General features: G+C 36.1%; 14 protein-coding genes and 1 CRISPR repeat array. Of the genes, 11 read left to right on the top strand and 3 right to left on the bottom strand.

Translation table 11 applies throughout. From position 1 onward, the window contains the following. The first annotated feature begins 7 nt into the window (after positions 1–7). Positions 8–2,062: an AIPR family protein gene (locus AAA071_RS07815; RefSeq protein WP_349234114.1), complete on the top strand. Its 2,055-nt coding sequence runs from the start codon at positions 8–10 to the stop codon at positions 2,060–2,062. 27 nt (positions 2,063–2,089) lie between these two features. Then, positions 2,090–3,319: a DNA (cytosine-5-)-methyltransferase gene (dcm, locus tag AAA071_RS07810; RefSeq protein WP_349234113.1), complete on the top strand. Its 1,230-nt coding sequence runs from the start codon at positions 2,090–2,092 to the stop codon at positions 3,317–3,319. 77 nt (positions 3,320–3,396) lie between these two features. Here the strand turns inward: dcm and AAA071_RS07805 are convergent, their stop codons facing one another. Together AAA071_RS07805 and AAA071_RS07800 are read right to left on the bottom strand one after the other, a co-directional pair. After that, positions 3,397–3,561 carry a hypothetical protein gene (locus AAA071_RS07805; RefSeq protein ID WP_349234112.1) on the bottom strand — a complete coding sequence of 55 codons (165 nt, stop codon included), beginning with the start codon at positions 3,559–3,561 and terminating at the stop codon, positions 3,397–3,399. Positions 3,562–3,566: 5 nt separating this feature from the next. Then, complete coding sequence (locus tag AAA071_RS07800) at positions 3,567–4,871, bottom strand: cytosine permease (RefSeq protein WP_349234111.1); 1,305 nt, start codon at positions 4,869–4,871, stop codon at positions 3,567–3,569. A 436-nt stretch (positions 4,872–5,307) separates the two neighbouring features. Between AAA071_RS07800 and AAA071_RS07795 the strand changes: the two genes are divergently transcribed. Then, entirely contained in the window at positions 5,308–7,701 is a 2,394-nt protein-coding gene (locus AAA071_RS07795) for a hypothetical protein (RefSeq protein ID WP_349234110.1), read from the top strand. 343 nt (positions 7,702–8,044) lie between these two features. On the opposite strand, the gene AAA071_RS07790 is transcribed toward AAA071_RS07795, so the two are convergent. Then, positions 8,045–9,463 carry a sodium:solute symporter family protein gene (locus AAA071_RS07790; protein WP_349234109.1) on the bottom strand — a complete coding sequence of 473 codons (1,419 nt, stop codon included), beginning with the start codon at positions 9,461–9,463 and terminating at the stop codon, positions 8,045–8,047. 271 nt (positions 9,464–9,734) lie between these two features. Here AAA071_RS07790 and AAA071_RS07785 point away from each other — a divergent pair, with 271 nt between their 5' ends. The 8 genes from AAA071_RS07785 (at position 9,735) to csn2 (ending at position 20,314) form a co-directional block, all read left to right on the top strand. Next, the gene (locus AAA071_RS07785; RefSeq protein WP_287506651.1) at positions 9,735–10,307 is read left to right on the top strand and encodes a hypothetical protein; all 573 of its coding nucleotides are present in this window, start codon (positions 9,735–9,737) and stop codon (positions 10,305–10,307) included. An 8-nt stretch (positions 10,308–10,315) separates the two neighbouring features. After that, entirely contained in the window at positions 10,316–10,885 is a 570-nt protein-coding gene (locus AAA071_RS07780) for a hypothetical protein (RefSeq protein ID WP_004698206.1), read from the top strand. Between the two features lie 1,096 nt (positions 10,886–11,981). After that, entirely contained in the window at positions 11,982–13,202 is a 1,221-nt protein-coding gene (locus AAA071_RS07775) for a hypothetical protein (RefSeq protein WP_205112610.1), read from the top strand. Positions 13,203–13,237: 35 nt separating this feature from the next. After that, on the top strand, positions 13,238–13,813 hold the full coding sequence (locus AAA071_RS07770; RefSeq protein ID WP_004694483.1) for a hypothetical protein: 576 nt from the start codon (positions 13,238–13,240) through the stop codon (positions 13,811–13,813). Between the two features lie 419 nt (positions 13,814–14,232). Beyond that, positions 14,233–18,429, top strand: coding sequence for a type II CRISPR RNA-guided endonuclease Cas9 (gene cas9 / locus AAA071_RS07765; RefSeq protein WP_302132284.1), 4,197 nt, complete (start codon positions 14,233–14,235; stop codon positions 18,427–18,429). 28 nt (positions 18,430–18,457) lie between these two features. Further along, positions 18,458–19,333 (top strand): type II CRISPR-associated endonuclease Cas1, encoded by an 876-nt coding sequence (gene cas1 / locus AAA071_RS07760; protein WP_302132283.1) that lies wholly within the window; start codon positions 18,458–18,460, stop codon positions 19,331–19,333. Further along, positions 19,323–19,643 carry a CRISPR-associated endonuclease Cas2 gene (gene cas2, locus AAA071_RS07755; RefSeq protein WP_349234108.1) on the top strand — a complete coding sequence of 107 codons (321 nt, stop codon included), beginning with the start codon at positions 19,323–19,325 and terminating at the stop codon, positions 19,641–19,643. Before cas1 ends, cas2 begins: the two co-directional genes overlap by 11 nt. Continuing rightward, a complete protein-coding gene (csn2, locus tag AAA071_RS07750) occupies positions 19,640–20,314 on the top strand; it encodes a type II-A CRISPR-associated protein Csn2 (protein WP_302132279.1) in 675 nt (224 codons plus the stop codon). The genes cas2 and csn2 overlap by 4 nt, the downstream gene beginning before the upstream one ends. A 64-nt stretch (positions 20,315–20,378) precedes the next feature. Next, a CRISPR array of direct repeats spans positions 20,379–21,141; the repeat unit is 36 nt; unit sequence GTTTGAGAGTAGTGTAATTCTATAAACCTCTAAAAC. Between the last annotated feature and the right edge of the window lie 25 nt (positions 21,142–21,166).

Raw genomic sequence — 21,166 nt, 5'->3', positions numbered from 1 at the left:
AAATATTATGGGGTTAGTAGAATATAAACAAGATTTTGATGAAGAGATTAAGACGAGTGTATATGGAACTGGTGTTAGTACGAAAGCAGCTTTTTTAGAGGCTGCATCTGGATTATTAGGAGATAATGAACTTGAATCTGAATTTCAAATTGTTGAATATGAAGGTATAGGCTATCGTCAACATAGATTACAGTTAGATGGATATGTTTATGGTGAGTTATCCAATTGTATGTCATTAGCACTTGTAGATTACCGTCATGATGATAATGTAGTTACAGCTACAGAGATAGACACAATAGTAAAACGTGCTAGATATTTTCTTGAAGATATTGACTATATACTTAGTCATGCGGAGGAGAGTTCCCCAGGATATGGATTGGCATTAGATATAAAGAATAATGTTTTTGATATTCAAAAATATAAAATTTATCTTTTTACTAATAATCAGATGTCTACTCGTATTAAAACTCTTGAAGCAGATCAAATCGGAGATATTCCTATAGAATATCATGTATGGGATATAGCTAGATTATATGAACTATCCCAAAACTTAACTTTGAAGGAAGATTATGAGATAGAATTTAGTGAATTTAGCGATAAATCAATTCCTTGCTTATCGGTTACAAGTGGTGAAGCTTATCAAGGTTATATGGCCTGTATTCCAGGCATTGTGTTAGCAAAACTATATAATAAGTTTGGGGCTAAACTATTAGAGAGTAATGTGCGCTCTTTTTTACAAATTAGAGGGAAAGTCAATAAAGGTATTAGAAACACTATTATAAAAGAGCCTAATAAATTTTTTGCATATAATAATGGTATTACATGTACTGCTGACTCTATCGAAATTGACAGTGATAATGGTACTCCAGTATTAATATCTTGCCAAAATCTTCAAATTGTAAATGGTGGGCAAACTACAGCTTCATTAGCATCAGCTCTTTTAGATAAAAAAGAACATTTAGAAAAAAATATTAATAATATTTATGTACCGATGAAGATTTCTGTAGTTACAGATGAAAACTCGGCAGAACTCGTTGCCAATATTTCTAGATATGCTAATAGTCAGAATAAAGTAAATGAAGCCGATTTATCTGCTAACCACCCGTATCATGTTAGAATTGAGCAATTGTCGAAAACAACTAGTGCTCCTGCTCTACATGGTCAACAGTTTGGTACATATTGGTACTATGAGCGTGCGCGTGGATCATATGCTCAAGAAACGCATAAAGCTACGGTATCTACTAAAAAGAATTTTGAAGCAAAATATCCTAAAAAACAGAAGTTTGATAAAACTGAATTGGCAAAACTTGTTAATATATTTTCAAGTCGCCCACATATAGCTAGTGCCGGGGGGCAAAAAGCTTTTGTTCATTTTATGGAAGATATCTCTAAGGTATGGGACCGTAATCCTAAAGATTTTGGACCAAGTTATTTTAAAGAGCTAATTTGCTATAAAATTTTATTTAGAGAGACTGATAATGTTGTAAAGTCTTCAGAATGGTATGGTAGTTATAAGGCGAACATCGTAGCCTATACATTGAGTAAGCTTTTTGATATTATAGAAAAACGTTATAAAGGTAAGTCTATTAATTTTAACTATATTTGGAAAAATCAAAATATTAGTTTAGCGATGCGTAACCAGTTAAAAATTTTGACAAAATTCACACATGACTATTTGATTGATGATAGTAGAGATGTACAAAATGTTACAGAATGGGCTAAAAAAACTAATTGTTGGGACCGCTTTAAAATGATGCCTTTTTCTCTAGAAGGAGATTTCATTGATGAATTAGTCTTGACCTCTGAGCTAATAGCTGAAGGACCTAATACGACGGAGTGGACTGAAGATCTGGCTATGATTGAGGTTTTTAAGATAAAAGCATCTTTATGGTACAATTTAAAAAGTTGGAATAGTAACCATTACGTGTTAACTCAAAAAGAGATAGATTTTATAGATTGTGCTATAAAAATCAATACTAAAGGATGGTACCCAAGTGCTAAACAATGTATTAAAATTTTAGAAACTCTTGACCGTGCCCGTTCAGAAGGGTTCCCTGAATAAGTTATATAGTAGTAAGGAGTAGTATTAATGTTAAACGTAGTTGAAGCCTTTAGTGGCATTGGCAGTCAGGCTAAAGCATTAAAAAAATTAGGCATTGACTATAAAGTGGTTAATATATTGGAATGGGATATATCAGCTTTTGTTGCTTATGATTTTATACATAATGGTGCTCCAGATATAACTCCTTATAAGAATCTCACAAAACTAGAGCTATTAGAGCGATTAGTTCCACTCAATCTTAGTAGTGATGGTAAGAATCCTATCTCTAGAATTGCTTTAAAGGCGTGGTCAGTAGAATCATTGCGAATTATATGGGCTGCATATAATAGAACTCGTAATTTAGGTGATATTCAAAAGGTAGATCATCTTACTTTCCCGAGTGATGTTGATGTATTAACGTATTCTTTTCCTTGCCAAGATTTGTCTATTGGTGGTGCTTGGCATAATAATCATTCGGGCATTGATCGTGATGCGAATAATCGTTCAGGGTTACTTTGGGAAGTTGAAAGAATTTTGGAGTCAATTCAAATGAACGGAAAAGAATTGCCTCGGTTTTTATTGATGGAAAATGTTAGTAATATTCTTTCTAAGAGACATGCATCTAATTTTAATGATTGGAAAAATCAGCTAGAGCGATTAGGTTATTACAATAAAGTATATACATTAGATGCATCTAATTTTGGTAGCCCGCAGCGACGTGTAAGGACCTTTATGGTTAGTGTTTTATTACCGAATAATGATATTCAGACTTTCGTAGAGCAATATTTTAAAGATAATGATTTAGAAGAAATTGCTAAGAAAAAGCCGAAAAAGCTTGAACATTTTTTACGAATGGATTACTCAAATCCAATCTATAAAGAAGAGGCAAATATTTCTAATCCTAACGATACACCATCTCGTCGTAAAATATATGAGGGTAATGATATTCTTAATAAGCCCACAGGTTTTAATGAATATCTTGGTACTTTAACGACTAAACAAGATCGACATCCCAACGCTGGTATTCTTGAATTTCCTGAACATCGTACAGGAGGTAGCCCTTATCGAAATCTAACTCCTAGAGAATGCTTCCTATTAATGGGATTTGATGAGTCTGATTATAATAGAATACTGAAATACAACCCTCAACTACAAAAAAATAAGAAGCTTTATTCTCGTGAACGATTAGAACGTCTTGCAGGTAATAGTATAGTTGTTGATGTATTAATTAAAATCTTTGAACAAATTAATGAGTTAAAATTTTTAATTTATCGTTAATATTAAAGGGGCTGTAACAGAATGTGGTTTTAACACATTCTGTTACAGCCCCTTTAATGTTTTATACATTTATTAATTTAAGGCTGCCATTTCGAGTATCCAAATCCCATCATAATAATGCTCACCACGAGCATGCCGTTACCAAGGGTAATGGCGCTTTCACTTGTGGCTAGACAGGTAATAAAGGATCCGAGGCCCATAATGATTGTGCCTAGTATAGCAGATAGTTTATGAATTGCCATGATAATCACCCTTTGCTTTCACTAACAACATTAGGTTTAACAATATACGTAATGACTGCGTACAGTAGGGCACCGATTACAATCCCGTTCAGCGAAGCCAGTCCGAATGGTATGAATTTAACACAGACCAATGCGATAGCCCATGTGATCCATGGAACTAGATTCCATTTTTTGAAAGTCGCTTTGGTGTAATCGATATATTTTCCGCGATGAACCAGGTAAAAGTCCGCTAAGATAATACCGCATAGTGGCGGAACGATGATGCCTAGTGTACTTAAGAATACAAAGAGGGAGTCGATTTTATATGGTTGTGTCATTGTTGCTAATGCAGAGATAGCAATGAGCACGGCTAGCATAATATTTCTGTTTAGTTTAAAAGAATTTGCTAGGTTTAATGATGTGGAATAGAGGTTCGCACCATTTGTGGTAAAGATATTTGTAGTCAACAATAGTAAGCTTGGGAACACGAGGCCAAAGCTTAAAAGTACGTTGATTAAGTCACCATCATTCATAGCAACGCCTGCGATAGCACCGCAGCTAATCATCAACGTATTGCCCCCTAATAGACCAATGGTGCTCGCTGTAATAACATCTTTCTTGCTTTTACCATAACGCATAATATCAGCGATACATGTAGCAGTGGATAGAATCCATGTGCCGATAACGATGGTAATGCCTGACAGTAAATCGATAGGTTGTAATGGCACATAGTTAAATAATTCTTGCCAGCCACCGATTGTTTTAACCGAGCGAGCCGCCGTTCCTAGGGAGAGGAATACGATGGACGGAATGGCAATATAGCCGAATACGGCAAGTGATTTAATACCGAGAACTGCAAAGATACCCATAATAACGGCGCTGAGCATCATAGCAATGACTTCGCCTGTGTAGGAAAGGTTGAATACTTGAGCAATAAAATGTCCATATAAAGCCGCTTGAATAGTGTACCAACCTAGGTTGACGATAGGTACGAAGAGAGAGGCAATTCTAGATCCTTCCTGACCGAAACTGTATCGAGTCAAAAGAGCAAAGGTAAGGCCTGTTTTATAGGCAATTACACTCACTAGCCCTGCGATGATACATAAGAAAATATTTCCTAGGATCATTGCTAATAGTAATTCGTTAAAAGTCAGCCCCGCAGCTAACCCGCCACCAGCCATCATACTAGTAACAAGAAAAACGAATCCAGTCCAAACAATGGTGAGAGAAAAGCAGGATTTCCTTGCCTCTAACGGGACAGGCTCTCTAGAGTACTCATTATCTGTGTTTGTATCAACTGGTTCTACAAACTCTAATTTCTCCTTGCTCATACATCTATACTCCTTTACGTAATAAAAAAGCTACCATGATGTGTTTAAGATTTATATAAGCATGGTAGTAAAGACCTATTATGTAGTGTAAATATAGTGAATTTCTCTAATAAAGGATAGATATTTAATTTGTCATAAACGAATCGTATTTGTCTTCATTAAAACATACGGGGAATGAATATTCAATATGTATACTATGCATAATAAGCAATGTTGAGAATAATAGCTTCTATATTATAGTTCCTATATTACTAGCAAGTTTTAATGTTACAATAGGTATAGATTACGTATCGTTATTAGTGTTGCTGTGCTGATTCAAAATGTAGTTTCAAGGCGTAGTATCAAGGTGCAGTATTAATATAGTGGCGGTTATTAAATAAATGCAGAGCAGTATGCATGTTAGTGTGTATATAGTTTTATAGTAAAAGGATGTTGTATGTATAATGTAATAATTACTACGACCGGCATTTTTGATGAGCTTCGTCCGTCTTTGTTCCCTCTTGTAGAGGGAAAGGAAGAGCTTACGTTTATGAATGCCTTAGTGTATAGAGTGGATCCTAAGTCATCTTTTGAAGAGGGCGATATTATTACGGGTAATAATCCAGAATTCGCACTAGAGCGCGAGCGTATTCGCGCTTTTGTGGAGGCTCTTTGTGAGGAATATGGTAAACCGTATAACGAATTACGAGATGAGTTCGTAGAGGCTTTGCCTGAGTTTATATTATATGGTACCTATAAGGGACAAGCCTTGCTTTCAACAGGTAGAAATGGGTACTATCAAGTGTTTCCCATGTATAAAAGCAATAGGGGGCGTCGCTTATTATTTCAAGATGGATATGCACCCAACCAGATTACGAAGTATATTTGTGACCATATGTTACGCTATTTTGTCATAACTTTGTTTAGTAATATTGGTGCCTTTGGATCGGATGCAGGGGTACAGCATATTGCCACGCCATTGTCACTATATGGTCTTCATCAAGCCTTAGATGATGTGGATAGAGCGTATTTGTCTGAATTGATTACCGTTAATAGCTTAGATAATACATATTCTATGGATGCATCGAATCAATCGGAGTTCCTATTACTTGCCGATGCTTTGGGTGCTTATATGGTGCAGGCCATGGACGGTCATACGGAGTCCGAGCGGCTCGATAGCTTGTCTCAAGATCCATTTTTCCGTAAGATTTGTGAACCTGTTCATCGGTTCTATATGAGTCTAACCGGTGATGCGGTTCTTTCAGTATATGATGACAGCAATCATTGGTCAGATTGCTTGTTAGACCATTATATATATGACAGATATTATAGATTTGCTTATGATTTAGAGTTCTGGGAAGAGGGTGATGAAGGCGTACTCGCCTATGTGAGAGGGCGTATTCTTCTACCTTTGGCAAATGATCTGATTAATCAACTGTCTCAGGAGAAGCTACATGTTGATCTATACCCTACATTGGATAAGACTCTAGAGTATTTGAACTTCCTGATCCATTATACGAGTAAGGCACAGGAGATGCTTGACGCCATAGAGATTACAATGGGCAGTTCTAATAGTATGACTGAGCACAAGGATGAAAGTGCTACTACATATGAAGCTGAAGGTACTACGTTATTAGCTAATTCAACAGTAGGTCTATCTGTCTATGACCAGATATATTGTTTGCTTGAAGCTTGCTCTACTGCTATTCGAAAGTATGGGGCGTATGGTTCTCTACTGCCTATCGTTGATGCTTTGGATACGGCTATCGGTGAGGTAGATATCGAATCTCCTGACTCTTGGCAGGCAGAGTATGTGCAACGGGTATCTCGCCTATCCAAATGGTATCGCATGTTAGGACATGCTTTCACAGACAATAATACCTATGAGCGATTGCTGCAAGAGCTCATCACAGCTCAGGAAGAATGTCCATTAATTCATGAAACATATTTTAATAACTATATTCGTGATTTGGACGGTCAGGACAATGTGTTTAATCTCGAGTGTTTGCAATATTTACTGTTGCATCATGATATTGAAAAAGGTGACTGTGAAAGCTTCGAGCAGCATGTTCAGTCTATCGATCATCCGTATTTCAAGATGCCTTTCGAGAGATTTGGCGAGATACATGGGCTCGTAGACCTTAAGTCTCGTGAGGATAGCAATGATATTGTATATTTCTTGCTTCTTTTAAAAGCAATCTATCGTTTCTATTTAGAACAATTAGACCAAAACCTATGGCGGGAGCTGTTGCGGTTGTGGTCTATGTATGGTAAACGCCAGTTCCAAGATTATTACGCAGAGTGGTTATGTGCTAAGTATATGGTTGCGCTCGCTGTGCATATGGGGGATAGAGAACAGGCAGAGCTCATCAAGCAGAATTTAGCGATAACCTTTGATGAACCAATACATAGACGTAATTACTCAAGCGCCTATCAATGGTCTCCACTTGCTTTCTACACGATGGCTCAAATTGACGAAGCCCTTGGTAACCTTGACTTGGCTAAGGATAATTATGATAAAGCCTATGTTACACACGCCTATACACAAGCTTGTTGGGCTTACTATAAAAGCAAATGTGCTAGCCTTTGGAATGTAAATCAACTATCAACAGCTGAAACGAAATCTGCAGAAACTGTAACAAAACCTATAGAACTTGAACGTAAACCTACAACAACGGTAATGAAATCTACTACAAGTGAAATTAGAACTACAGTAACTGAAATAAGCCTTGTGGTAGCTGAAATAAAACCAGATTTTGAGGCTGTTATACAAGAGAATAAAGGAAAATTCTTCACTATGGATGAATATAAAGAGTACTTTAATGCACATATGATGTATCTATATAGATAAATCGTTGTATAGGATAACTAAAAAAGCCTTACAAAAAATAAATAGCCCTTCATTTCCACTAATCTGGAGATTAGTATAAAACGAAAAGGCCATTTCTTCATGTTTTTGTGTAACTAGAGATGAGCCTGATGGTACGACTCGTCTGACTATCTTCTTATATTATAATAAGGTTATGATATATCGTCAAATTATGATGAACACGTGTATGGCATACAGTTTGATGATGTCGTTGTAAAATAAGAAAAACTCCTATTGGCTTTCACCGATAGGAGTTTTAATTTTATAATTGTAATTTTATAGCACTTTTAGTCCTATTATTAAGTCACAGATTATAACAAGCTGTTTATATCTCTTTTACATCATCAGGTATAGCCGGAGGAGCCGGTGGTTTACCCATGGATCGTTCAATAAACACCACAGCCACAAAGACGATGAGGCTGACGATGGAACCAAAGATGATGGACATAATGCCATATGGGTTGCCAACGAATTCCCAGTACACGCCTGCGATGGAGCCGAGCACGATAGACCAAATGCCAGCGCCAGCTGTTGCATTTTTCCACGTGAGGCCAAGTAGGAATGCGGCGAATGGGCCAGCGGATCTCATGGTGAAAGCAAATACGAGCATCGGAATGATGGCTTTGCTTACGAGGGAGATGATAATGGCGATGATACCGAGGAATAGCACGCACAGACGGCTGTAATTAGTGAGCTGTGCGTCAGTGAGGCTTTTACCAAAATGATGTTCCACAATATCCTTGGTAAATACTGTTGCGGCACCTAAGAGGTCGCCTGCGCCTGATGAAAGTGTCGCCGATACGACCGCGGCCATAACGAAGCCTGCCATTACAGGAGGCATGAGGTTAAGCGCTACCGTTGCCACCGCATTGTTCGCTTCGATGTTTGGGAATTCAGCCAATGCTACGAGGCCTAAAACTGCAGGGACAAAGGCGAATAGAGCCATGATAATACCACAAATGATAGAACCGAGAACGGCCGTTCTTTCGTCCTTCGCTGCAAAGTACCGTTGTACGGATTCTTGGCCGGTGGAGAAGGTCATGAAGTACATAATGATGAGGCCGATGATGGTTTTCCACCCAACCTTCGTAAATCCTAATTGTTCAGGCGGCAATTTCGCCACTACCGATTCCCAGCCGCCCACATTGTGTAGTACGAATGGTACAGCGAGGGAGAAGCCCCCAACGAGGACGAAGAAATGGATAACGTCCGTCATCGTAACGCTCCACATACCGCCGGACATGGTGTAAATTACGAGTACCGCGCCACAGATGAGGATGGCGAGCTCTGTTGAAAGCCCTGTGAGAACGCTAATAATAGTTGCAGTTGCTGTAATCTGTACGCCTGCTAGTGTAATCGTTGCTAGCATGGACAGAATAGACGTAATGAGATGGCTAGACGCGCCGAAACGACGGCCGATGATCTCTGGCACTGTTGTTGCCATGGCACGCCGTAAGAGCGGTGCAATGAACGCAACGAGGATAACGCCAATCCCTGCAGATACAACGTACCAACCTGCAGATAAACCCCAAGAACCATATGCTTTTGCTGCTACACCTACAGTGCTCCCACCACCGATTTCCGTAGCTGCTAATGTGCCTGCCGTCATAAGAACCCCAATACGACGACCTGCGAGTAGATAGTCAGTACTATCTTTTACACGAATATGACAATATACGCCGACTAATAAATTCAGTAATAAATAGGCGCAAACAATAACCCAAATAATAGTTAAAGCCTCCATAAGTCACCTCCAAAACTTTAAACTTTAGAGTTACATACTAAATCACCCTTACTACTTGTGGTGCATATATCAAGTATAACTTTATTATCCCTAAAAATTGGGGAAATTACAAAGAGGAGTTTCTTTGAGTGATGGAGAATGTATATATATTAGGAACTAAAATATAAAATTATTAATCATAGGCACAGCCTTGTTTGCATAGTATACTTATGTTAATAAGACTGTGCTTATTTTATTGAGAGACAAGATTCATTTTTTGAGAGAGGTTTTTATGATTCAACGTATTTTGATGCTAGCTCTTGTGTTGCTGGCTTTCACCATGCCTACAGAGGCAATTACATTTCAGGAATTGAAAACGTCGCCACAGTTTAAGCTTGTTTATTCTCAGTCGATGAATGGGCCCATAGAGAGTGGTGGCTTGTATATCTATTTAAACACTTATTCGATTGAGGCCCTACGCTATGCACCGCCACAGTATTCCTTGCGCGGGACTTACTATATTGTGATGGATACGTCTTATCAATCTATCATCAATGAGAGACAGCTCACCGTGGATTATGATACTAACTATTCGTTAGCGACACTTATTCATTCGTCTCGTATCATGAATCCGAGCCCGTCTATGCTGGCTTTGATTGAGGCTAGTGAAAGTAAGTCTGGTTTAGCTATGACAGGGGTAGATGTAGCGAGATATACATTTGATGGGGCGACAAAGCCAATGCATTATGTAAACGATACGCGTAAGGTCCCACTTAACCGTAATAATACTATTATATATGATATAGCGGATGCTATGTTTGTATCTGTATATCAGCAGCATTTTGATGATATTGTGGCCCAATGAGGTGGATGATGAAACGCATATATTTACTTTCACTATGGTTACTAAGCTGCCTCGTGTTGCCAATGCAAATCCAAGCCGTATCACAAGCTGACTTATTAAACGCAGAACGATTTGAACACATCGATTCGAGTGCTGACTCTGGAAGAGGAGATGGAAAATATTTGGATCTTTCATCTGTTAAGTCTGTAACGGCGCCGAATGGCCATCGTCGTATTGAAGCCGTCATTTATGTTTCCATGCCTGCTGCGAATATGATTCAAGGACTTTCAGTACAATACGATTACCAAATGGATCGTTCTTTGCGCCATTTGATTAATGATCATGATAGAAGTTTAAAACAAGGTGATAAGACCCCATATATCTCTATTTGGCGTGCAAAGCAAGGAAGTTCAGGAATTACAGGGACCGTTAATGATGGCGGTACCTATTACAATAATGGACAAATTCGCCAACAACGTATATATGCAGAAAATCTAAAAGCTATGATTCTACCTGCTGAATTTGGTGATGAAAAATATAAATTGCCTAATTTGATCTATAAAAAGATCTTTGGACTATCTTATGATGATGAGTTGTAATATTTATGTATGGCACTAGAGTGGTTAAAACAGTGAATAAACATAGATTAAAGATAAAACTTGTTTTTGGACTCCTAATAAAGCTTGTACTTTTACTTATTTGGGGAATCTCTATTTGGGCTTTCTATACATTGCTCTATGATCGATATGTATTAGAAGCATATCCATTAAGGGATTATTTGCCAGTATTGATATTTACCTTTGGGAATATTTGGGTTTTACCGTGGCTTATTTTGTGGCATGAGAAACTATATCCAGCGTTTGATAAACCAAAAATTTATTATAGAGTGAAAGCTTGGTACTTTTCTTTGAAAGACCAATCTTTAGTGGGGACATTTATCTTTTATAGTATAGATTTTGTTATAAAGCTAGGGATATTAATGTATGGCACTATTATTGTTTTAGCTATTGTTATTTTTGTGTTTCTTACCTGGCTCCGATTCTGATTATTATTGGACTGATATTTCATTAGCTTTTGAAAGCTCCTAAATACGCATATTAGATTTCTGATATATTTTTAACTTATTTACATAATGTAAAAGCCAAGCTATTCATAGTTAGGAATAACTTGGCTTTTATTAGTTTATTCGTATATTTATATAATATAATGCTTATTGTATCGCATATTAGTTCGTTCTATAATAGACTTAGGATAGTTAGGCGAGGTTGGGCCTCTCTTCGTTTTTGAAGGGAGGGTTGCTTATGAGTGGTTATAAAATCATTATGATTATCCTTGGGATTTTATCAGTCATGATATCCTTTGGAGCACTTGTGGTGCTTATTTGTCTAGAAATAGCAAAATAGCCCTTCGTTTCTTCGGAAATTAGATAAAACGAAAAGGCCATTTCTACATGTTATTTGTTTGTGAGATGAGCCTGACGTCACTACTCGTCTGACTATCTACTTATATTATAGGGATAAAGGGATATATCGTCAAATGGAGATAAACCTTATATATACCAATTATAGATATATCATACATATACTAAATTATAAAATTATTAATAATAGGCACAGCCTTGTTTACATAGTATACTTATGCTAATAAGGTTGTGCTTATTTATGTTGTAATGTGAGAGAAAAAAGAGAGGGTTTTATGTTACGTAAAAGTTTGATTATCATGGCTGTACTAGCTGCTTTCACCATGAATGTAAGCGCTGTACAGATAGAAGTGCCAGCAGGACAGCCACCTATACCAGGGGCAGATGCGAATATCCCTGCCAATGCCTATGAAAACTATCGGGCCGGTAGCTTGAGCAATGTAGGAGCTAGTGATGTTATAAAATTACATTCTGAATCTAAAAAACGCATGGACATGTATGTAACTGACTGGGGACTAACACGAGATGAAGTCAATCAGATAGCAAGCGATTCGGAGAAGTTGATGGACTTACTTGTTAATGAGTCTGCAGTTGTGTTGTTGCATGATGAGCGTAATAACATTCGGGCATCTGTTCCTGGACTACTATTAGCAAGTAAGTATTACCCAAAACGCAGTGATGGTGAACGTTTATCTATTGTAAGAGAGAATTCCATATTTTTTGCGATTGGTACAAAACAGAATTATGATGATGCATTAGGCAAATTAAAATCAGAGCGAAAAGGGGAGTTTACATATCCGGGTATCACACATGGTAAATGGGCTATTGAAACTGAGTCTTTCGGTGAGAATACGCCTGCTATGGTTGCTGTAGTTGGTTTATTTAATCAACCGAATCAAGAATATATGGTAGGTCTTAGCTACAAAAATCAGCCTGTTACCGGCAAGCTCGAGCACGTTATGAGTAATTATGTAATTCCGTCGATTCGATCGTTAGATGACATGGATCATTATAGTGAAAGTATTCAATGGGATAATTTCACATATCGTATTCCTAAAGGGCTCAAACTAATAGCACAGAAATCGTTAAAGGACTCTGCCGAAATGAGAGACTATCGTGGATCAGGTATCCGACTTATTGTAGCTAAGAAACCTGTAAAAGTAGATGATAAATATATCTATTCATTTATTGACGAGATTTCGGAAATAAAGCCAGAAAGTCAAATCATAGGTGATGTACCTATTCAATCAGCATCTGTTTGGAATAATGGCGTTCCTAGTCTTTTAGTAGATAACTATCAACCAGGAAAAACGTCTTTAATGCATCGATTCTTACGTGATGACAAGAATGTATATATAATGAGTTTAGTTTATATTGATGGGGCTACGCCATATTCTCATATTCAGCTGCGTAATACGGTAGAATATTCTGATTTTGCAAATGTTGAGACACTGCGGAATAAAGTAATTCGTATGCAAAGTAAAGATAAAATGTAATTCAGTTGTTTATAAAATCGTTCAGGAGAGAGAACATGAAAAGAAAATACATGATTACGGGGCTTGTTATCGGCCTGCAATTGGTAAGTGGTTATAGTTATGTGACAGATGCAAGTTGGTTGAGCAAAACGTGGGATCGCCTTGAAACAAATGCAGCGAAACAGTCTTACGATTGGCCGAAAGCTGAGCAGTATACTCATTATGCGGGAGGACAACTTGTAGGTGCTAACTTACCAGACGAGGATATGATGGTTCTTGGTGTTTCATTAGGTAATACCTTTGATAGTGTGAAAGCAAGTTTGGGGCAGCCTACTAAAGAAACTAGTAGAGGACTCACCTATGGTGGTGTTACCTTTGGGAGTTTTAAAATGGATGGTGTAGAGTCAGTTGTTACCTATATGATGATCGAGAATCGTGATGCCACAACACATAGAGGCATTGCCGTAGGCGACTCCATGCGAAAAGTGCTTAATGTATACGGTAGACCTGATTTAGTAGACTCTAATAATCGATGGTTTTATGGGAAATATCGCTATCGTACGGATATGATGCATGGCATACAATTTGAACAAAAAGGCGATAAAGTAAGTAAAATTATGATTTATAGATAATTATATTAGAATAAAAGAGACGAAAAAGCCGAGCTACGTTAAATTTTGAGTAGCTCGGCTTTACTTATAAACATAACTATTTATTAACTTTTATGTACTCGATTATGAGTATAATTATAAGATTTATGAAAAACATATGAATTAATTTATTGTTTTATGCTAAAATGAAGTTAATTATACGGTGTTTGGCGACTTATAGATTATATATCACGTTTAAATAGTAAATTTTGGCAATAAAAAACTCAATTCCGAAGAATTGAGAGTAGGTGCCCTACGTCGGGCAGCCCGAAGGCATTGTAAATTAATTTGTATTTGAACTCGTAATGTAATTCTGTAAACCTCCAAAACTAGTTGGATTAATTATAGTATAGTTAAGCATTTGATGAATGTCAATTATTAATTTCCAAAGGAGAGGACTTATGGAAACGCAAGCATCGAACCAACTTATTTCAAGTCATTTGAAAGGATATCCAATTAAAGATTATTTTGTGGGGTTAGATATTGGTACAAGCTCAGTGGGCTGGGCAGTAACCAATAAGGCCTATGAGTTGCTGAAATTTCGATCTCATAAAATGTGGGGAAGTCGTTTGTTTGATGAGGGAGAATCCGCTGTAGCACGTCGTGGATTCCGGTCCATGCGTCGTCGCTTGGAACGTCGTAAATTACGCTTAAAACTATTAGAAGAATTGTTTGCTGATGCTATGGCACAGGTGGATCCTACATTCTTTATGCGCCTTCGTGAAAGTAAGTACCACTATGAGGATAAAACGACCGGTCATAGTTCAAAACATATTTTGTTTATCGATAAAAACTATAATGATCAAGATTATTTTAAAGAGTATCCTACTGTTTATCATTTGCGTTCAGAATTGATGAAATCTGGTACTGATGATATTCGCAAACTATTTTTAGCTGTACATCATATTTTAAAATATCGTGGTAACTTCCTTTATGAAGGGGCTACATTTGACTCTAATGCTTCAACGCTTGATGATGTTATTAAACAAGCTTTAGAAAATATTACATTTAATTGCTTTGATTGTAATTCTGCTATTAGCTCTATAGGGCAAATCCTTATGGAGGCTGGAAAAACAAAATCTGATAAAGCCAAAGCCATAGAACATTTGGTTGATACATATATAGCTACTGATACAGTAGATACTTCTAGTAAAACTCAAAAAGATCAAGTCAAAGAAGATAAAAAAAGACTTAAAGCATTTGCAAATTTAGTATTAGGTTTAAATGCTAGTCTTATAGACTTGTTCGGCTCTGTAGAAGAGTTAGAAGAAGACCTTAAAAAGCTTCAAATAACAGGAGACACATATGACGATAAACGAGATGAGCTAGCTAAAGCTTGGAGTGATGAGATTTATATTATTGATGATTGTAAATCTGTATATGATGCTATTATACTCCTGTCCATTAAAGAACCCGGTCTTACTATTTCTGAATCTAAGGTAAAAGCTTTCAACAAGCATAAAGATGATTTAGCTATATTGAAATCTTTATTAAAGGCTGATAGAAGCATTTATAATGAGATGTTTAAGGCTGATGAAAAAGGTTTACACAATTATGTACACTATATTAAACAAGGTCGTAAAGAGGAAACAAGTTGTAATCGCGAAGAGTTTTATAAGTACACTAAGAAGGTCGTAGAGGGACTACCAGACTCTAAGGATAAAGAATATATTCTTAGTGAAATTGAATTACAAACGTTATTGCCATTACAGCGGATTAAAGATAATGGTGTTATTCCATATCAATTACATTTGGAAGAGCTTAAAACTATTCTTGATACATGTAAATCTAAATTCCCATTCTTAAATGTAGTGGCAGATGGTTATTCTGTAGCAGATAAACTCATTAAAATGCTAGAGTTTCGCATTCCGTATTACGTAGGGCCTTTAAATACTCATCATAATGTAGATAACGGTGGTTTTGCTTGGGCGGTTCGGAAAGCATCTGGACGAGTAACTCCGTGGAATTTTGATGATAAAATTGATCGGGAAAAATCAGCAGCAGCTTTTATCAAAAACCTTACTAATAAATGCACTTACCTTTTGGGCGAGGATGTGCTGCCCAAATCATCACTTTTGTATAGTGAGTTTATGTTGCTTAACGAACTAAATAATGTACGTATTGATGGTAAGCCATTAGAGAAAGCAGTAAAAGAACATCTTATTGAGGCTGTATTTAAGCAAGACCATAAGAAGATGACTAAAAATCGTATAGAGCAATTCTTAAAGGATAATAATTATATCCCTGAGAAGCATAAACCTGAGATTACAGGTCTTGATGGAGAAATTAAAAATGATTTAGCCTCTTATCGTGATATGGTTCGTATTCTTGGTAATAATTTTGATTTGTCTATGGCCGAAGAGATTATTACGGATATTACTATCTTTGGTGAAAGTAAAAAAATGTTACGTGAAACGTTGCGTAAAAAATTCGCTTCGTGCCTTGATGATGAAGCTATCAAAAAATTGTCAAAATTAAGATATCGAGATTGGGGACGTCTTTCTAAGAAATTACTAAATGGTATCGATGGCTGTGATAAGGCTGGAGACGGTACTTCTGTAACCATTATTGAAGCAATGCGTGATTTTAGCTATAACTTGATGGAACTATTAGGCGATAGATTTTCATTTATGGAACGTATTCAAGAGATAAATGATAAATTAACAGAAGGTCAAATCGTGAACCCTCATGATATTATCGATGATTTAGCGCTTTCACCTGCTGTTAAACGTGCGGTATGGCAAGCATTGCGCATCGTTGATGAAATTGTACATATTAAAAAAACTTTACCGGCTCGTATCTTTGTAGAAGTAACACGGTCAAATAAAGCGGAGAAAAAGAAAAAAGATTCTCGCCAAAAACGATTATCAGATTTATATGCAGCGATAAAAAAAGATGATGCATTATTAAGTGGACTTACGAACGAAGAGTTTGGAGGGCTAAAATCAGGACTAGCTAAATATGATGATGCGGCGTTAAGAAGTAAAAAGTTGTATCTATATTATACTCAAATGGGGCGTTGTGCTTATACCGGTGAAGTTATAGATTTAAGTCAGTTAAATACAGATAACTATGATATTGATCATATTTATCCTCGTAGCCTTACCAAGGATGATAGTTTTGATAACTTAGTGTTATGTAAACGAACTGCAAATGCTCAGAAATCAGATACATATCCAATTAGTAAAGAAATTCAAAAGGCACAAAAGGCATTCTGGATATTCTTAAAGCAACAAGGTCTTATTAGTGAACGGAAATATGAGCGCCTTACTCGCATTACACCACTTACAGCTGATGATTTAAGTGGCTTTATTGCTCGTCAACTAGTAGAAACTAATCAATCTGTTAAGGCTGCCACAACATTACTGCGTCGTCTTTACCCAGGTGTTGATGTAGTCTTTGTAAAGGCTGAAAATGTAACAGACTTCCGTCATGATAATAACTTTATCAAAGTTCGCTCATTGAATCATCACCATCATGCTAAAGATGCTTATTTAAATATTGTTGTTGGTAATGTATATCATGAAAGATTTACTCGTAACTTCCGTGCATTCTTTAAAAAGAATGGAGCTAATCGTACATATAATTTAGCGAAGATGTTCAATTATGATGTAAATTGCACAAATGCTAAAGATGGAAAAGCTTGGGCTGTAAAAACAAGCATGGATACTGTTAAGAAAATGATGGACAGCAACGATGTTCGAGTGACGAAACGTTTATTAGAACAAACTGGTGCATTAGCTGATGTAACTATATATAAAGCTATTGTTGCAGGGAAAGCTAAAGATGGTGCTTATATAGGGATGAAAACCAAGTCTAGTGTGTTTGCAGATGTTTCTAAGTATGGTGGCATGACAAAAATTAAGAATGCCTATTCTATTATTGTTCAATATACAGGTAAAAAAGGCGAAGTGATTAAGGAAATCGTGCCATTGCCAATCTATTTAACAAATCGAAATACAACTGATCAAGATTTAATTAACTATGTAGCATCTATTACTCCACAAGCAAAAGACATTTCTATCATTTATGGAAAACTGTGCATTAATCAATTAGTTAAGGTTAATGGATTCTATTATTATTTGGGTGGGAAAACTAATAGTAACTTCTGTATTGATAATGCGATTCAAGTCATTGTTTCAGATGAATGGATTCCATACCTCAAAGTGCTTGAGAAGTTTAATAATATGAGAAAAGATAATAAGGATTTGAAGGCAAATGTTGTATCAACAAGAGTGCTTGATAATAAGCATACGATAGAGGTTAGAATCGTAGAAGAGAAAAATATAGAGTTCTTTGATTACTTGGTAAGTAAACTTAAAATGCCTATATATCAAAAGATGAAAGGGAATAAAGCAGCTGAATTATCAGAAAAGGGATATGGTTTATTTAAAAAAATGTCTTTAGAAGAACAGAGTATTCATTTGATAGAGCTTTTAAACTTATTAACAAATCAAAAAACTACTTTTGAAGTTAAGCCTTTAGGAATAACAGCATCTAGATCAACTGTGGGGAGTAAAATAAGTAATCAAGATGAATTTAAAGTTATCAATGAATCCATTACAGGATTATATTCTAATGAAGTAACTATAGTTTAAAACGAATGTGTTAGTATTAGGGGTTATTATGAGTTGGCGTACGGTAGTCATAAGTAGTCGTTCTAAGTTAGATTTTAAAATGAATTACATGATTATTCGCAAAGACTTTGAGACGACTAAGGTATATATTGATGAAATATATATGCTGATTGTTGAATCTACGGCGGTGAGTCTCACCGCCGTACTACTAAACGAGTTGATTAAGAAAAAAGTGGCTATTGTGTTTTGTGATGAGAAACGGAATCCAGCCAGTGAGGTTCTTCCGTTACATGGTAGTCACAATAGTAGTAAACGATGTCGTGAACAGGCTGAATGGTCTAAAGAGTTGCAAGCTTCTATATGGACAGAAATTGTACGACGTAAGATTATGAATCAAGCAGAGCTATTACAGCATCAGGAGTTAGTTGAAGCAGATTTACTATACCAATATCTTGATGAGTTGACTCTAAATGATGAAACTCAACGTGAGGGGCATGCTGCAAAAGTATATTTTAATGCTTTGTTTGGAAAATCATTTTCTCGCGAACAGGATAATGCTATTAATGCAGCACTGAATTATGGATATGCGATATTGCTTTCTGCGGTAAATCGAGAGATTTTATCGTTAGGTTATATTACTCAGCTAGGTCTTAATCACTGTAATCAATTTAATCCGTATAATTTAGGTTCTGATTTGATGGAACCGTTGAGAGGCCTTGTTGATGCGGTTGTTATCAAGTCGATACCTACAGAATTCAATCGAGATGTTAAATTGTCACTTATAGAATTACTATCTGAAGATGTAAAAATTAATGATACTATTCAGACATTTAGTGCTGCTATTCGCATTTACTGTAAAAGTGTATTTGATGCATTGCGAAATCAAGATGCTTCAGAGATTAGGTTTATAGAATATGAGCTATAGATTTATGAGAATATTAGTGATGTTTGATCTACCGACGTTGACTTCGGAAGATAGAAAAGAATATAGGAATTTTAGAAAGTATTTAATTGTATCAGGATTCCTCATGTTACAAGAATCTGTGTACTCAAAATTAGTTCTTAATACAACTAGTGCCAACATTATAATGGACCATGTACGTAAAAATAAGCCACCTAGTGGTAGCTTGTTTATGTTAACTGTTACAGAAAAACAGTTTTCAAGAATGGAGATTGTAGTAGGAGATAAGCAAAGTGAGGTTATAGACTCAACGGAGAGGGTGCTTATGATATGAAATTGATGTATCAAGATTCTACGTTAGACTTTGAAGTATCTAGTGATAAGGTAACGGTTATATCATTTGAGAATTGTAAAGTATTTCGACGTATGGTCACAGAGCTTGATATACAATGCGATGGAGGGGAAGGCCCCTGGATTTTAAATGATAATAATAAGGCGTTCAATTTAGATAAATATGGACATATAATACTTAATCCATTATATGTAGATATAAATAGTAAAGCCTTATTAACCAAATTACAAAATCAATTATCTAAAGAAGCCTTGTTGATGACAGAAGAGGTGGCAGATATTGTAAATCGTCTTCATGCTTTTTATTATTCTTTAGAATTTGGATATCCTTTATCAATCCAACATAAACTTGAAATTAGTACTGCTGAACTTATTAAGCTAGGTAGCTTTAACTTTAAGTTTAATCGTACAGGGGATATTATGGATTTCATGTCCTACATAGAAGTGGTTGATACATTATTATCTCCCATGGTATATATTATGGTAAATCTAGATTTAGTTTTAAATGATGATGAGATTAATGCATTTTATCTCAACATGTTGAGTAGACAATTGCGATTAGTTTGTTTAACGACAGGATCTTTTGATAAAGAAAATCTTGATAAAAGCCTTATTAATGGGTATATTTTAGATAATGATTTTTGTGTTATTTAAGGATTATACAGAATTACACCTGGTGGTAGCCCGAGTTACTCTTGAGCCTCAAATTTAATTTGGGGTTTGAGAGTAGTGTAATTCTATAAACCTCTAAAACAAGTTTGACTGGGATTTAATTAATGGGGTTGTTTGAGAGTAGTGTAATTCTATAAACCTCTAAAACTTTTTGTAACTGTGGTAAACCTTGACATATGTTTGAGAGTAGTGTAATTCTATAAACCTCTAAAACATAACTCTTCTTGAACTTTGCTACGTTCCTGTTTGAGAGTAGTGTAATTCTATAAACCTCTAAAACCTGGAATTGTTGAGGGACTAGCGTGGAATGGTTTGAGAGTAGTGTAATTCTATAAACCTCTAAAACCAAGGATAATATCACTGCAGATGTCTATACGGTTTGAGAGTAGTGTAATTCTATAAACCTCTAAAACATACACCGGTAAGGCTGCCGTAGCTTCTGTGTTTGAGAGTAGTGTAATTCTATAAACCTCTAAAACACATACGACTGCAGCTGACTGTAATGCTTCGTTTGAGAGTAGTGTAATTCTATAAACCTCTAAAACTCACGATATGCTTTCAGATGCACGATACATGTTTGAGAGTAGTGTAATTCTATAAACCTCTAAAACATAGCATTGTATCTTCAGTTCGATTATCCAGTTTGAGAGTAGTGTAATTCTATAAACCTCTAAAACTGGATAGATAAAGATGGAAACGGCATACCAGTTTGAGAGTAGTGTAATTCTATAAACCTCTAAAACAAGATGGTAATTTGCTACCTTCTTTAGGTTGTTTGAGAGTAGTGTAATTCTATAAACCTCTAAAACCTTCAAAACTTCCTGCAGGAAATAA

This window comes from Veillonella parvula (genome assembly GCF_040097785.1).
Classification (GTDB): Bacteria; Bacillota; Negativicutes; order Veillonellales; family Veillonellaceae; genus Veillonella; species Veillonella parvula_D.
This window is presented reverse-complemented; position numbering and strand designations above follow the sequence as displayed.